General features: G+C 36.4%; 8 protein-coding genes. 5 read left to right on the top strand and 3 right to left on the bottom strand.

Annotation, left to right across the window (positions count from 1 at the left end; translation table 11 throughout):
- Nucleotides 1–13 precede the first annotated feature (13 nt).
- Together A0J48_RS03115 and A0J48_RS03110 are read right to left on the bottom strand one after the other, a co-directional pair.
- Nucleotides 14–2,767, bottom strand: coding sequence for a PfaB family protein (locus A0J48_RS03115; RefSeq protein ID WP_200320241.1), 2,754 nt, complete (start codon nucleotides 2,765–2,767; stop codon nucleotides 14–16).
- A gap of 146 nt (nucleotides 2,768–2,913) precedes the next feature.
- Nucleotides 2,914–9,873 (bottom strand): type I polyketide synthase, encoded by a 6,960-nt coding sequence (locus A0J48_RS03110; RefSeq protein ID WP_200320239.1) that lies wholly within the window; start codon nucleotides 9,871–9,873, stop codon nucleotides 2,914–2,916.
- 983 nt (nucleotides 9,874–10,856) lie between these two features.
- Between A0J48_RS03110 and A0J48_RS03105 the strand changes: the two genes are divergently transcribed.
- From A0J48_RS03105 to A0J48_RS03090, 4 genes are all read left to right on the top strand, one after another.
- Nucleotides 10,857–11,180: a hypothetical protein gene (locus A0J48_RS03105; RefSeq protein ID WP_200320237.1), complete on the top strand. Its 324-nt coding sequence runs from the start codon at nucleotides 10,857–10,859 to the stop codon at nucleotides 11,178–11,180.
- 273 nt (nucleotides 11,181–11,453) lie between these two features.
- On the top strand, nucleotides 11,454–12,653 hold the full coding sequence (locus A0J48_RS03100) for an ABC exporter membrane fusion protein (protein ID WP_200320236.1): 1,200 nt from the start codon (nucleotides 11,454–11,456) through the stop codon (nucleotides 12,651–12,653).
- A 204-nt stretch (nucleotides 12,654–12,857) separates the two neighbouring features.
- Complete coding sequence (gene devC, locus A0J48_RS03095; protein ID WP_200320234.1) at nucleotides 12,858–14,030, top strand: ABC transporter permease DevC; 1,173 nt, start codon at nucleotides 12,858–12,860, stop codon at nucleotides 14,028–14,030.
- 24 nt (nucleotides 14,031–14,054) lie between these two features.
- Complete coding sequence (locus A0J48_RS03090; protein ID WP_200320232.1) at nucleotides 14,055–14,771, top strand: DevA family ABC transporter ATP-binding protein; 717 nt, start codon at nucleotides 14,055–14,057, stop codon at nucleotides 14,769–14,771.
- A gap of 235 nt (nucleotides 14,772–15,006) precedes the next feature.
- Here A0J48_RS03090 and A0J48_RS03085 read toward each other — a convergent pair whose 3' ends face one another.
- Entirely contained in the window at nucleotides 15,007–15,330 is a 324-nt protein-coding gene (locus A0J48_RS03085) for a hypothetical protein (protein ID WP_200320230.1), read from the bottom strand.
- Between the two features lie 213 nt (nucleotides 15,331–15,543).
- Here A0J48_RS03085 and A0J48_RS03080 point away from each other — a divergent pair, with 213 nt between their 5' ends.
- Complete coding sequence (locus A0J48_RS03080) at nucleotides 15,544–17,016, top strand: aminotransferase class I/II-fold pyridoxal phosphate-dependent enzyme (protein ID WP_200320228.1); 1,473 nt, start codon at nucleotides 15,544–15,546, stop codon at nucleotides 17,014–17,016.
- Nucleotides 17,017–17,041 lie beyond the last annotated feature (25 nt).

The raw sequence follows: 17,041 nt of genomic DNA, 5'->3' as shown, positions 1-17,041 counted from the left end.
GAATCAAGGTTGATTATTTTGTTTTTTGGTTTTCAAATATTTTTTTGTAGGAGTCGATTTGTTTTTGGATGAGGAGGTTGATTTGTTGCAGTGATTGTTGGCGAGATTTTAATAAAAAGGTGTGAGATTTGGTCATGAGTGCATGATTATCTATCAATTTTGGATGGTAGGAATTAGGTGGAAGGGTAGAAAGAGATTTGAAGATTTTCTCTGGTTGTTCAACTGTGGAGTTTTCTGGAGCAATTAAGGGTTGATTTTTGTGAGGGATGTTAATTTTTAATTGGCTTTGTGAGGAGGTATACAAGGGTGATAAATCTAATGCAACTTGATGGCTAAGTAGTTTAGCTAAAGCTCTGATAATTGAAGTATGATCATCTACTCCTCTTCTATTAATAGATACGGCAATGTGTTCTTTTTCTTTCAGAGTGGAACTAATCCATCGAGAACAATTACTACCAACTCCTACTTCAATAAATACTCTGATGTTATCTTTGTAGACACGATTAATTAAGCGAGGAAAATCAAGTTGTTGGCATAGGCATTTAGCAATGTTGTTACCTATAGTATGAGTATTGAGAGTAATTGGTTCGTAGTTAGCAGCAGAATAAAAAATTGAATTGGGGATATTTTTGATAGGTAAAGTGTTAACTTTTACGAGTTCGTCGTACTCTGAGTGCATTGGTTCACAATGAATTACATGATTGATGGATGTGGGAAAAGCATCACAATTCAGTTGTTGAATTACTCGTTGACAAGCTTGTGTTTCTCCCGCAATCACAACTTCTTCTGGTGTATTAATCAAAGGGATATAAACCCGGTTTTCATGTTTAATTGCTTCTTTAACTTGAGAGACTGGACAAATGAGGATATAGTTACTCCAAAATTCTTGATTATCACCATCTAAAGGCATTCCCCAAGCTTGACGAACTGCATTTTTAGGGCCTGACAATTGAGTTCTAAATAGAGGAGATGAGTTTAAGTAATCGCTAGTATCTTTAAAGCTAGTCCAGATACCTTGAGCTAACATCATGCTAGTTTCACCAAGACTATAACCAAAAACACATTGGGAGTGAATTTGGAAATAATTTTTGAGAATTGCGGTCATTAGTCCAGCAAAGCCAACTTCTGATTCCAGCATGGATACTGGATCATCTATTAATTTCTGTTCTATGCTTTCTAGTTGTCTTTTAGTTAATTTAGTTATACTGCGGGGATAAATTAGTTTTTCGATATTCGCAACTCGTTCATAAACATTGCTGATTACTGGGTCATCATAAATTTTCGGAAATAGTCGAAAGAGATTTCTTCCTAGTCCAATATAAGAAGTAAAAGAACCAGGATAAACAAAAGCAACTTTACCTTTTTTACCTTGTGGTTTAGCAGTAAAATAGCTACCACTGGGAGTTTGCCAGTCTTTTCCCGTCTCAAAGGCAGTATTAACACCTGGAATTGCTCGCTCTATTTCTCGTGTTAATTCTTGTTGATTACGTGCTAAAATTACTAAGGTATAATTTGCATTTTGATGTTTTTGAAATTCTGTGAATGTTTGGTTAGCAAGTTGAGATAGTGAAGGTGTATTTTGCAGACTTTTTTGCAGTGCAGTAATTTGGTTGATTAAAGAAGCACGATTTTCCGCAGCAAGGGCAAATAAATAATAAGGCATTTGCTCTAAATATTTGCTACTGCGTTCTATTTGATTTGTTGCTTCTGATAAAATCAAATGTGCATAACTGCCATCTATGTCCATACTATTAATAGCAGCTATTCTTTTGTTGACACCTGATTCTAAGAACCAAGGTTTAGATTCTGTCGCTACATAAAAAGGACTACCACCCCAAATATCTGGTTTTTTGACATCAGTCCATTGGGGAACTGCGGGAATGTAGCGATGATAGAGACAAAGTGCTGTTTTAATTAAACTAATAATTCCTGATGCAGCGCGAGTATTACCAATATTAGCTTTGACGCTACCGATAGCACAACTGAGATTTGCATTTTCAGTTTTATAAGCTGTGATTAAACCTTGAATTTCTGCTTCATCTTGTTGAGGAATTCCACTAGCATCAACTTCCAAATAGCCAATATCTTTGGCTTGAATATTTGCAAGTTCAAATGCTGTTTTACAAGCTTGAGTGACTGCATCTGGTTGATGGGGTGAATGTTGCACCACACTTAAAGCATCAATTACTGCATAGATGCAATGATTTTCTTTGATTGTTTCATCAAGTTGCAATACTATAGCCGCTGCACCGTCTCCTACTAGAATATCATTGGCGTTTTGGTCGTAACTGAGGGTATGTACATTGGGAACTTGATTTTTTTCTGTTGCGAAATCCATTGCTGCAATTAATACAGCGTCCACCTGTTTATTTGTTAATAGTTTCTGCGCTAAATTCAAGGCTGAAAAAACAGACTTTTCTTCACCGAAAGCCGGACTGGTTGCATCCCATAGACGAGAAATATAACTTGCCAATTTATTCGGTTTGTGATTTTGGGATTCACTCACCATAATCACGGCTATTTTTGTCTCTGGATGTAATTTAGCATTTTGGAGAGCATTATTAGCTACCTTTAACATTAATTGTTGTTGAGGTAGTAATTGTTGAAGTTCTGCGGTAGGAATTGGTAATAAACTTGTGTGGCTATGGGGAAGAGATAAAAAGTTCTGTTTACCTTCGTAAATACTACGTTCAAATGTATCTAAGTCTTGATAGCTGTTGACAATGCAATTTAGTCCTAGAACAGCCATTTTGGCAAACTTGTTCATGATTATTCTCCATTGTTTAAATTAAAAGTAAATATCACGCAGAGTCGCAAAGCCGCAAAGAGATTGAAGAGATGTACGTTGTTATTAGTTTTGATATTTTGGTCAATCTTTTTATCTCTGTGTCTCTGCGTTTCTGCGTGAGATATCTATCCTATTGGTTTGGGTAAAATAGTTCCTTTTGCGCCAATCATGCGGTTATAAATTTGTCCTTGGCGATTGTGGGTAATGACATCAGCAATTACATTTGATTCTGTTTTAGATTTGACTTCACAAGTGACATAAAATGTTTCGTCAAATGGTACAGGTGCAAATTGTTCAAAGGTTTGAATTTCTGCGGGTAAGCAACCTATTTGATGAAAATGTTGAGTCCAAAGCCAGAGGGCGTGAATCTGTACATCTGCTATGTATGGATTGAATGTTTGGACTGGAAATTGTCCCTGTTGCTGTGCTGTGGGTTGTGGTAATTTACATTCGATTGTGAGTTTACCAGGACTGGCGTTTAGGACAGATGTTACGCCTTGGAAGGTAGTTCCATGAAATAGGCTAATTCCCCCGTTTTGATAAAGTGATTTATTGGTTATTAGGAATTGCTCATCTTGAGTTAAGTTTAGCAATTCATAGTTGGGGGCAGTGTCAATTTGGCGCTTCAGTATCAAATTTGTACTGAAATGATATCTGATTTTACCTTCGGGGTTGATACTGCTAATTTTAGCAGCTAATTCTATTTCTTTGTTTTCAATTTTAGCAAGTTCTTGGATTTCTAAAATGTATTCACTTGCTAAATTTTCATCAAACACAATTCCTTTTAAGACTTTGAAGTTGTGACAACTAAAGGCTTTGAATCCGGGATGGATTTGTTCGCAAACATTAGCCATCCATAATAGTCCACAAGTGGCAGGAAGAACGGGACGACCTGCTATTACATGGTCGTGTAAAAATGGGTTAGATTCTAATGTTAATTGGCGTTTGATGCGATAGTTTTTTAATTCACTGTTTAGGGCAGGAGGAATATATACTAAGGGGCTACCAATTACTACTTGTGCATTTTCTAGACTGGAGTTTGTTAGTTCATCAACTAACATTTGTGTGCCGACTTCTATGGGTATAGTTTCAATTCCTCTTTCTGCAAAGGCTTGCTTTAATTCTGGTGATACCATGCCACTTTCCCAAGGACCCCAGTTAATAGCAACTACATGACAATCAGGATAATTGTGTTTGAACAGATGGGCTGATTTATTGAGTATTTCGTTAGCCATTGCATAATCCGATTGTCCCACATTACCATAAAAACCAACTACTGAAGAAAACAGAATTAAATGTTTGAGTTGGCTAGGTGGTACACAATTAAATAGATTTTCTAAACCCTTAACTTTGGCAGCATAAACTGTTTCAAAATCCTGAATTGTTTTTTTCTCAATCCGTTTATCAGCCAAGTTACCAGCACCGTGAATAATTCCCGTGATTGTCCCTAAACGTTCTACTACAGGTGCAATTTTTTCTGCTAATAAAATGCTTTCGGTAACATCCACACTCAAATATTCTGCTTCTCCTCCTGCGTCTGCAATAGCTTTGAGGGTATTTTGAATTTCTCGCTGGGAGGAAATTTCTTGATACTTTTTCTGTACCATGATTGGTGTTGGTTTTTCCCCTTGGGCTTGAAAATCCTCCATAATCCGTTTTTTCAATTCGGCTTCATTTTCGCAACCCTCAGCCCAAACTGGTTCTGATTCTCTACGAGAACGACCTAAAAGAATGAATTTACATTGATATTTTTGGGCTAATTTAATCACACATTGGGCTGTGATTCCTTTTGCACCTCCACTGACGAGAAAAACAGAATTGGTATCAATGTTAGTGGGTTGATCCCCCCTTACCCCCCTTAATAAGCGGGGAATATTGCCCCCCTTTGTAAGGGGGGTTGGGGGGATAGAAGGTTCTGCAACTAAAGTAAATCTACCTTGGCTGCTATATCCTACTTCTGTAACCAGTAAATTTGGATCATGAATTTCTGTCAGTATGTGTTTGACTGATGTTTTTAGGTCTAAATTAGGACTTAAATCAAGGGAACGACAAAATACATTTTCCCATTCTTGATTTAAACTTTTGGTTATTCCAAATAGTCCAGCACTAATAGGACTAAACTTAGTTGTGTTACCAAGCCCAAATTCACCATCTAGACGCGCGACACTAAGAAAACAACTGCGTGTTTTTGTTGCTGCTTCATTCAGTGATATCTTGAGATGTTTAGCGATTAAAAAGACGTGACGGAGAATGGATTTTTCGATTTCATTGCTACTGCTGAATACAGGGTTTAAATGAATGAAAGTAGCTACAGTACCAAAATTTTCCACAATGTTGGTTAACTGTTGTTGTAAATTCTCCTCACTCCAATCAGTTAAGTTTACCCGCTTAACTTCCGCAGGTAAATTTGATTGAATTGCTGGGAAGCTTAATACTACAGGTTTTACTCCTTTTTCTATCAAAGCTGTAGCTAATTTTGCGGTAGTGGAAGTCCCATCATCAGTAATTAATATGATATGGTTTTCTGGAATCGTGAAATCTAACGCATCAGGTGGGTAAAGTGATTTTAATTTTGCCGGACTGCGAAGAATTCTGGGGTTTAATTCTGTTGATTGAACTGCTTCCTTTGCTTGAGTTAGTAACTTGGTTACACCCTCAGCTTGATGTTGCATATAATCAGCAATTTGCCCCAAGGTTCTTAATTCTGCTAATTCTTCAGGGTTGGGTTTAGGTAAATCTGGGTAAAGTTCTAGCAATCCTCCTAATATTTCTACCCGTTTGATAGAATCAATTCCTAAATCTGCCTCAATATCCATTGATAGTTCTAACATTTCCACTGGATAGCCGGTTTTATCACTAACAATGGTGAGGAGAATGTTACTCAAATCTGCTGGTATTGTTATTGTTGGTTCATTTTTTGCTGAAGTTTTCACCTCATATTCGTTTGGTGTAACAAGATTTTCTGTGTCAGAAATATGGGGTTGAGATTCTAAAATCTGTGGTTCATTTTCAACAACTGTGTGAGGAACTTCCACTAACATTTGTGGTGGAAAAGTTGTTGCTTCTGAAATCTGTGCTTGTTGATTTAATAACTCTGGAACTAGAGTTTTTATATACTCTGCTATTTGTCCTAGTGTCCGCAGTTGACCTAATTCTTCAGGGTTGGGTTTAGGTAAATCTGGGTAAAGTTCTAACAGTCCTCCTAAGATTTCTACTCGTTTGATAGAATCAATTCCCAAATCTGCCTCAATATCCATTGACAGGTCTAACATTTCCACTGGATAACCTGTTTTATCACTGACAATGTTGAGTAGAGTTTCACTGAGATTAGAGGTATCAATATTAATGGGAAGTGAAGGTATTGCTGTGATAGTGTTTGAGTTTTCTTCTATCGGTTTCTTTTCCTCTTGTGTGGGAGGAGAAATAAACTTTTCTTCTAGGATTTCTCCTGGGAAGGTATGGGAAATATTAGCACTATTTTCATTCACAGACGTTGTGACAATTTTCTCTCTTTCTATAGGATTGAGAGGAAGATAAATGTCATCAGTACCCGACAAAAAATTATAGTGTTGTTGCAGTAATTGAAAGTAGTTGTTAGCGTAGTCTTGCTGATAATCCAAATATTTTTCATGAATGCGGAGGGTATCAGCTTGATGATCATGCAGCCGCATCATGTTGCGTTCAGAACTGGAAATTGCTAGTTGTTGTGTTTGTGCTTGATATTCATTGACTTCTGTATTTCCTAGTAAGGCATACTGTTGTTGCATCAACTCGTAAAAAGTCTTTGTGTATTCGGTTTGATTTTGCAAAGACTGTTCATGAACGTGCATGACATCACGTTGTTGACGAGTAAATTCTGCTAAGGAATGTTCTAAGCTGTCAAGAACTCGGTCGTAATTAGGAAGGGGAATTTCTACTTTTTCTAAGTTACTATTATTACTATTTTTTACACCATTATTCACAGACATAGCATGACTGAAATCTTCCTCTAACTTTTCCTTAATTGTGGGTAAGGTAATTGTTGTTTCTGCAAGCACAGGTTGAGGTTCTACTGGTTCTACTTGTTGTACTAATTGAGGAGAACTTGCACTAATTTTATGATCATTTGCCAAAGCTTGTGCAAATGCTTTTTGGGCTTTGTCAGTGATATTAGTGCTATTTAACCGCACATTCAAAACCTTTTTATGATTAACTGCGGGAATTTTGGTTTCTATTTGATAGGGGTCGATATTTTGCAAAGCTACGCCAGCAACGCGCAATTGTATTACTGCTTCTCGTAATCCCAAATCGCTATTTTTAGTAGAGTTAGCATTTAAAGCGACAGCAATATGAGGTTTATCACCTAAAATTTCTTTCACTAAATTAGTGAGAATGTTTTTAGGTCCAAATTCCACAAAACAATAACCACCTGCTTTATAAATATTCTCAATTTCCTGTTGGAATAACACTTGATTTAACAAATGTTCTTTGAGAATTTTTTGCATTGCTAATGCTGCATTAGGGTAACGTTCACCAGTGAGATTTGTATAAACTGGAATTTTGGCAGAATTAAAAGTTACCTTTTCAATTGCTTGGGCAAAAGGTTTTTGGGCATGGGCTACTAATGGTGTATGAAAAGCTGCGGAAACTCCTAATAAAAATGTAGAAAACCCTTTTGCTTTGAGAACATCTTGCACTTTGGTAATTTCTGCTTTCTTACCAGCTAAAACCACCTGGTGCTGAGAATTACAATTGGCAATGGCAACCTGGGGAAAATCTTTAATTAATTCTTTGACTTGACTAACTTCACCTTTCACAGCTAACATTCCTCCCGCATCAAGTTCTGCGGGTGTAGCCATTGCTTTTCCTCTTTCTTTAACTAAGAAGAAATAATCTTCTTCACTTAAAACACCACTAGCCCACAAAGCTGTTAATTCTCCAAAACTATGACCAGCAACAAAATCAGCTTTAAAACCAGCTTGTTGTAATATCTTGTACAAACCTGCACTAAAAACGCCAATGGCTGGTTGTGCATATTCTGTTTTTTGTAATATTTCTAATTGATTTTGTTTTTGTGATGGCTCAAAAACTGGTTGTGGAAATACAACTTCCGACAAGGGTTTTAATCCATCTTCACACAGCAAATTGTCCATGTGAATATAGGTTTGACGTAAGTCAGGAAAGTTAATTACTACTTCCCGTCCCATTTCCAAATATTGCGAACCTTGTCCAGAAAATAACGCGACTATTTTACCTGTAGTTTCTATGCCTTTTTGACGGTAATAAATTCCTTTGGGATGTTCCCAGGACTCAGTTTTTGGCTTGTTTCTTAATTGGTTAATACTAATTTGTAAAAATTCCTCAGTTTGGGTTAAAGAATCAGCAACAAAACCGATTCTAGCACTGTTAACAGGAATCTCTACCAATTGAGATTCTTTAATTAGTTGTTGATAATGTATTTCTTTTTCGGTTGATGTTAATTGGTGTTGGATATTTTCACAACGAGATAACAATTCTTCAGGTGTGGATGCAAATAATAAAATAGACTTGGCAGTATTATGTAAACGATATGAGTGATAATTTTCCCTTTCATATTCCTCCAAAACAACGTGATAATTTGTCCCGCCAAAACCAAATGCACTAACACCAGCGCGTCTGGGTTGGTTACTAATCCAAGGTCTAGTTTCTGTATTTAAATAAAATGGTGAATTCTCAATATTTAGTTTTGGATGTGGTTTAGTAATGTTAATTGTGGGTGGTAATACTTTGTGATGTAATGCTAAAGCTGTTTTAATTAAACTTGCTGCACCGGCTGCGGCTTTGGTATGTCCAATTTGTGATTTAACTGTGCCTAAAGCAATATGTTGTTGTTTACAATTGTTGTCACTAAATACTTCTTTAATAGAGATAAATTCTGTGGGATCTCCCACCATTGTGCCTGTACCATGTGCTTCAATTAAACCGACTGTTTCCGGTGAAAATCCGGCATTTTCATAAGCACGACGTAAGGCTTTAATTTGTCCTTCAGAATGGGGGGCGTAAATGCTTTTATACTTGCCATCGCTGGAAGTACCAATACCTTTAATGACAGCATAGATGCGATCGCCATCTCGCACTGCATCATCTAACCGTTTGAGTACCATCATTCCTACACCTTCACCCAGCATCATTCCATCAGAATCTGCATCAAATGGTCTGACTTTTTCACCAGGAGAAACAGCCGGAGTTTTACTAAAACACATATAGGCGAAAATCGAATTATCAGTATCAACGCCACCAGTAATCATCATGTCGGCGCGATGTTCAACTAATTCGCTAATTGCCATTTTTAATGCACCTAAAGAACTGGCACAAGCTGCATCAACTACACAGTTCATTCCTCCCAAATCTAGGCGGTTGGCGATACGTCCAGAAATTACATTAGCTAACATTCCGGGAAATGCGTTTTCTTCCCATTGCACATAAGCACTTTTCAGTTTTTCAATCACTTTTTGAGTGTCTGTGTCTGATAAACCACTATTTTTGAGAACTTTTTCCCAGACAGGATATTGCAACCTTGCACCTAAAGGCACTGCTAATTGTCTACCGATAGCTACACCTAAAATTACCCCAGTACGTTCACGGTTAAACTGGCGAGATTCACTGTAACCAGCATCTTCCATCGCCTCTTTTGCTACTACCAAACCTAGCAATTGAGAAATATCTGTCACCTCTAAAATATTGGGAGGTAAGCCAAATTCCATTGGATTAAAATCAATATCTGGAATGAATCCGCCCCTTTTACAATAAGTTTTATCTGGTGCTTTGGGATCTGGATCATAATAATCTTCTATACTCCAACGGGAAGGAGGTACGTCAGTAATACAATCTATTTTCTGAATAATATTGTCCCAATATTCCTGTAAATTTCTTGACTGGGGAAATATGGAAGCCATGCCAATAATTGCCACATTAGTTTGTCGCAATTGTGTATTTATTTCATTCAATAAATTTGTGTTTCCTGACATATTACTTTTACCTTTTATCAGCGTAAACAGAGCTTTTTCACAATTGCTGACTTCAAGTTGCAATTGTGCCAACGCAGCTTCTAATTTGGAAGCAGCCATGACTGTATTTTCACTAGGTTGTTAGTGGAATGTAGAGACTGGAAGAAATTAACTAGAAATTACAAACTTCCTTCTCTATGCAAACAAAATATGATTGATTGCAGTTCTTCAATTTGGTAAAATGCTGCGCTTGGCGGTTCAAGCTGGAATAGTTTTTAGAGAAAACTTTATTCTCTACCCTGTAATTTTTTAACTACCGCTTATGTTGATATTAGATGGGTGACAAAACTTTTGCAACTCAAATGCAACTAAATCAAAGTAGAAAAAATCTCAAGTTGCTTGAGGTATTGAAATATATGGGTGAAATATCTGCTTATCCAATTAATATCAATAATTAACTGAGATTACTAAGTTAATTACTAAAGTTGCATATAAATTGCACGAAAGCACAGGTAAGGTGTAAAGTCAAGTAAAATTGATACGAGGGTAGGTATTGAGACAAAACTAATAGATATTTTTGCATCTATCTGAGAGAAGATTTTTCATTAATAGCCTTGATTTGATTGATTCGGGAGTTAATGAGCGGCACAATCAATATTTTGGCAAATTATTAATTTTAAAAGTTGTAAATTTGATTACTCGTTAATATATCTAAGGTATGAAAACATTAAGGTTATAAACTATTAATTTACTAAATTTGGCAAAATTGGTAACAAATGAAAACAAGATTTATTCACAAGTAATTAAATTACAACTCAATAAAAATTTGATTTAGACATATTTGTTGCATAAGGCTTGAAATTGTGTATTAATCAGTTTATTGTTTGTGGTTGAATGATGTAAATGTAAATCCATACTGTTGGTTAAGAGCATGAGGTAGACATGGAATTAGGTAGATTAAATATATAAATCCATCTTATTAATTCGTCAGTCTATCCAATTTTAAACTGATAGTATCGCAGTACAAATTCATGCAATTCAACCAAATTGCGTTTACGGTTCTGCAACCTTGGAATTACAAGAAACTATAAGGGCTTGCTGGCATGAGACTATCTGAATTAGATCCACTCATACCGCTCAATGAGTTGAGAGAAGAACTTCTCAAGTTACCAAAAGGCTACTCTTTTTATGAAGACGAATTGGTAGATTTCCTATCACGACGCAGATGGCCTGAGAGCGATCGCCGGATTGATAGAACAACTTTCTGGCGGTGGCGGAACGACAACGGAATTGAACATCAAAAAGTATTTAGCCGCTTGGATATCCTGAAACTCTGTCAAATTTGTGATCATTATCGGGTGGATGGAACTCGCAACGAATACCTAGCCATTATGAAAAAGAAAAAAGAACTGATGCTTAACAAATAACTCTACTCACAGTCAAAGTAATACCAATATTGGATTTGAGGTTGTGAATTAACAGTCATTACTAACTATCCCTATTTGGTATCAGAGATGGATAGATATTTTTATCATCTGTCCATCTTCCTAGCTTTATCTTTACCCAATATTTTGAACTTTTTTAACCAACGTTATCAGGGAATGCTATCAAGTGTACTTTTCTGTTTGATCAGAACAGAAGTAATGTCAATTCGAGAGAACGAAGCGACAACCTAATTATTCATCTCCAAGACAAAAATTATGGTACACAAAGACAAGCAGTCATTGACAAACCCTGTAGGTTGGTTGTCTATTCCTTTGGCAATTACTACAGCTATAACAGCTGCTACAGTATCTCTCTACAGCCTGTCGCAGTTTCATTTTAAATCTAAATCAAATACTCCAGTTCCTGTTAGTAATTCCACTCCTACGGTAACATCTGTTGCAGCTTTAGGGCGTTTAGAACCGGAAGGAGAAATTATTCGTTTATCTGCTCCTAATTCTCTAGGGGGAGGAGTAAGAGTCGCTAAACTCTTGGTGAAAAAAGGTGACAGAGTTCGTCAAGGACAAGTAGTAGCAACTCTTGACAGTTATGCTCCTAATCTAGCAGCTTTAGAAAAAGCTAAACGACAAGTGCAAGTTGCTCAAGCTAGTCTCAAACGAGTAGAAGCTGGCGCAAAACAAGGTGATATTTTTGCTCAAAAAGCCACAATTTCTCGCTTAGAAGCTGAATTACGTGGCGAAGTTATTACTCAAAAAGCCACAATTTCTCGCTTAGAAGCTGAATTAAATAATGCAGAAACAGAACATCAGCGATATCATAAATTATATGCTGATGGTGCTATTTCTGCGTCTGATGCAGATACTAAACGCTTGCGAAGAGATACTGTACAACAGCAACTAAATGAAGCTAAAGCTGCCTTAAATCGCACTGTAGAAACGCTGCAAAAACAGTTAAATGAAGCCCAAGCTAGACTTAATAGTATTGCAGAAATCCGCCCCACCGATATACAAGCAGCCCAAGCTGATGTTGATAGCGCAAAAGCATCTGTTAAACAAGCTCAAGCAGAACTCGATTTAAGTTCTATCCGTTCACCTATAGATGGTCAAATTTTAAAAATTAATGCTTGGCCAGGAGAAATAATTGGTAATAATGGCATAGCTGAATTAGGTCGCACTCAACAGATGTATGTAGTCGCAGAAGTCTACGAAACTGATATTAAAAAAGTGCATTTAGGTCAATCAGTTGTCATTACTAGTGATGCTTTTACAGGAAAAATACAGGGAACAGTTACAGATATTGGTTTGCAAGTTGGTAAACAAAATATCTTCAATAATAATCCCGGTGCAGATACAGATAATAAAATAGTTGATGTCAAAATTCGCATTGATAAACCCACAGATAACCAACGGGTTGCGGCTTTGACAAATTTACAGGTGCAGGTACTCATCAAAGTATAATCCATGTTGGATTTTGGATTTTGGATTTTAGATTTTGGATTTTAGATTACAGCCTTTCCCAGTCAGAGACTGGGAATACTATTACAGAGGCTCTACCTTTACTGTTAAAAGCAGAATTTTCTAGAATTCATTCTCATACTCTGTATGGGAACGAGAAAGTACATAAATGGCTCAATTGGTCTAAGATTTTCAGAGGCTTTAAACATGATTTTAAATATACCTCTAGCTTGGCTACAACTAGCTAAACAAAGAGTTCGTTTTCTTGTTGCTTTAGCAGGAATAGCTTTTGTTGCTGTTTTGATGTTTATGCAAATTGGCTTTCAAGATGCTCTGTATGCAAGTGCTACACAAGTACACAAAAATCTCCAAGGCGACTTATTCTTAATTAGCGCCCAATATAAATCTTTGACTTCTAATCAAAGTTTTTCTCGCAGTCGTTTATACCAAACATTAGGTTTTTCAGATGTTGAATCTGTCGATCCTTTATATGTGCAGTTTGCTAAGTTAAAAAATCCCATTAATGGACGCAAGTATCCTATCTATGTACTTGGCTTTGATCCAGTAAAACCCATCTTTAAATTACCAGAACTTCAAGAAAACTTTAAGTTACTGCAAATACCAGATCAGGTTTTTTTTGACCGTGCTTCTCGTCCTGAGTTTGGTCCTATTGCTGAATATTATCAACAAAATAAACCTATGAGTTTGGAAATATTTAGTTATCTGGGTTTAAGAGGTTACAAAATTAAAGTCTGTGGTTTATTTAGTCTGGGTCCTTCCTTTGGGGTTGATGGTAATTTAATCGTTAGTTCTTCTACCTTCATGCGAATATTCCAAGAACGTGATGCTCACAAAATAGATATAGGCTTAATTCACCTCAAACCTGGTGCTGACCCCAAAAAAGTTTTGGCAAATTTAACCGCCAAGTTACCTAAAGATGTCATTGTCATGACTCGCCAAGAATTTATTAATTTTGAAAAAAACTATTGGACTCTGAGAACACCTATTGGATTTGTGTTTAATTTGATGGTATTTATGGGTTTTGTGGTTGGTGTCATTGTAGTTTATCAAATTCTTTATAGCAATATATCTACCCATTTTGTTGAATTTGCTACTCTTAAAGCAATGGGATTTAAAAATAAATATCTCTTAATTGTCGTTTTTCAACAAGCTTTAATTTTAGCAGCTTTAGGCTATATTCCAGGGTTTGCTATATCTTTAGGACTTTACGATATTGCCAAAGATGCCACTAAATTACCAATTGCTATGGATTTCAAAAAAGCTTTAATAGTCTTAATTTCCGCAATTTTGATGTGTTTAACATCTGGATTTTTCTCTACTAATAAATTACGCAAAGTAGATCCAGCAGAGATTTTTTAAAGAAAGTTTCTAATTTGATTTAATATGATGGAATCAAACTTTATTCTGGAAATAAGTAGCCTTAATCATTACTTTGGTAAAACCAAATTACGTGACCAAATATTATTTGACATTAATTTGCATATTAAATCTGGTGAAATTGTGATTATGACTGGTCCATCTGGTTCAGGAAAAACAACTTTACTAACTTTAATTGGTGCTTTACGTTCAGTTCAAGAGGGAAGCCTGAAATTTATTGGACAGGAATTATTGGGAGTTAGCAATGAAAAGTTAGTACAAGTACGTCGTCAGATTGGCTATATTTTTCAGGCACATAATTTGCTGGATTTTTTAACAGCTAGACAAAATGTACAAATGTCTCTGGAATTACAATCAAATATTTCCCAATGGGAAGCTAGAATGCAATCAGAAGCAATTCTTGAAGCTGTGAACTTAGGTAATCGAATTAATTATTATCCATCTGATCTTTCAGGAGGACAAAAGCAAAGAGTCGCTATTGCTCGTGCTTTAGTTAGTCATCCTAAATTAGTTTTAGCTGATGAACCTACAGCAGCTTTAGATAGTAAATCAGGTCGGGATGTGGTTAACTTAATGCAAGAGTTAGCCAAAGAACAAAATTGTGCTATTTTAATTGTGACTCATGATAACCGAATTTTAGATATTGCTGACCGGATAATTCAGATGGAAGATGGTCGGTTAATCAAAGACAGCAGGGAACAAGGAATAGGGAAGAGGGAATAGGATTAAAATACTCTTGGTATATGGCTTTTATCAAGTAATTATTTATTTCTTTTTGAGTTATGAATCTTTCTACCCTGCTATTACGGCTTTTTTGTGTCTTTTGATGTCAATTTTTCAAAACAACGTCTTTTTCTCATCAGTGCTAGGGCGGAGAGGAAGCCAACTTTCGGGATGCTTGGTTGCACCTCTCTCCGAGGATGTCCATTCTTTCCTTCAATAAAATAATACACTTACATCAGGATTTCTTTCTTCTTTCTTTTGTTCTTCTCACGCTTCCCGGTATGTATCTTTTTTTTCTGAATTGTGTTTCATCCCCACTATTTTGTGCTACCATTCCTCTCATTGTTTGTCCATTTATTGTTGCTTTTATTCCTTTTATTGTATAATACCCACTCAGTAATTTACCCGTGGTTGTAAATGCTTCAGACGCATTTATTAATCCACCATCTGTATAACTCCCCAAGTCTAAAGCATGAGCAGGATAAGCACTACTAGCCACGATACTAGTAGCAGCAGCACTACCAACAACTAATTGCAGAAGACGAGATAGTTTCATCATACATTAAACTCCTAGATAATAATACGCATATACAACCACGCTTAAGCTAGGGTTGTGTCTATCCCTAGAAAGGTATATGCAAAGACACTACTAGTATAGGGTAATTTGGTAGTATGAGTAAATATAGCGAAGCTGCCACCAAAGGCATTCTGAGACTGAAAACTTTGCTGATGTAGGGAATTTTAGATTTTAAATAAAATCTGTTGATCAAAAATGTCCAATCAAAACCAAACTCCCTTGATAGATGCCTTAAAAGCTGCCATCGCTCGTCATCATGCACCATTTTACACACCAGGACACAAACACGGTGCCGGAATTTCCTCAACTTTAACCGATTTACTAGGTCAAGAAGTCTTCCGTGCTGATTTAACAGAATTAGCAGAGTTAGATCATCTCTTCACACCCCAAAGCGCAATTTTAGCAGCACAAGAATTAGCAGCGGCAGCTTTTGGTGCTGAAAAAACTTGGTTTTTAGTGAATGGTTCTACCTGTGGAATTGAAGCAGCTATTCTCGCTACTTGTGGTATGGGAGATAAAATTATTCTCCCCAGAAATGTTCATTCTTCGGTTATTTCGGGATTAATTCTTTCTGGTGCAATTCCTATTTTTATTCATCCTATATACAACTCAGATTTAGATATTGCTCATAGCATTACACCGACAGCATTGAAAACAGCATTATCACAACATCCTGATGCTAAAGCAGTGCTGGTAGTTTACCCTACGTATTACGGTGTTTGTGGTGATTTGAGGGCGATCGCAGAATTAACTCATCAATATAATATTCCTTTAATTGTAGACGAAGCACATGGCGCACATTTTGCTTTTCATCCCGATTTACCCACATCAGCATTAACCTCATCTGCCGATTTAACTGTGCAATCAATTCATAAAACTTTGGGTGCAATGACACAGGCATCAATGTTGCATATTCAAGGTAAGAGAATTAACATTGATAGGTTAAATCAAGCATTGCAATTAGTTCAATCTACCAGTCCTAGTTTTATTCTGTTAGCTTCCCTTGATGCCGCACGTCAACAAATGGCAATCAATGGAGAAAAGTTAATGTTTCAGACTTTACAACTAGCTGAAGCAGCAAGAATGCAAATTAGCCAAATTCCTGGTTTGTCCGTTTTACAGATTCCCCAAAACTACATCAATAACAGTAACAATGGCTTTGTAGATTTAGATACAACACGGTTAACTGTCAATATTTCTGAATTAGGTTTCACAGGTTTTGAGGCTGAAGATTTACTCAATGAAATGGGTGTGACTCCAGAATTTTCATCCTTGCAAAATTTGACTTTTATTATTAGCTTGGGTAACAATAAAACTCATATAGATGCATTAGTACAAAGTTTGCAAAATCTGAGTCAGATACCACAATTGACAAGTCAGTACAAAAAATGTAAATATAGAAACGATGATATGATTAGCGGTAATATGTGCATTTCTCCCCGTGAGGCTTTTTTTGCTCATAGCGAAATTTTACCTTTGGAGGAAACAGAAGCAAAAATTTGTGCAGAAATTGTTTGTCCATATCCCCCAGGAATACCAGTCTTAATGCCGGGGGAAATCATTACAAAACCAGCTATAGAATATCTGCAACAAATTCATTCTTTGGGGGGATGTATTAGTGGTTGTATGGATTCCAGCCTCCGCAATTTAAAGGTTATCAAAACCTAATACAATTTTGGATTGTGGATTTTGG

The organism is Sphaerospermopsis aphanizomenoides BCCUSP55, from assembly GCF_001586785.1.
In the GTDB taxonomy this organism is placed as follows: domain Bacteria; phylum Cyanobacteriota; class Cyanobacteriia; order Cyanobacteriales; family Nostocaceae; genus Sphaerospermopsis_A; species Sphaerospermopsis_A aphanizomenoides_A.
Note: the sequence above shows the minus strand (reverse complement) of the source record. Positions and strands in the feature narration are given on the sequence as shown.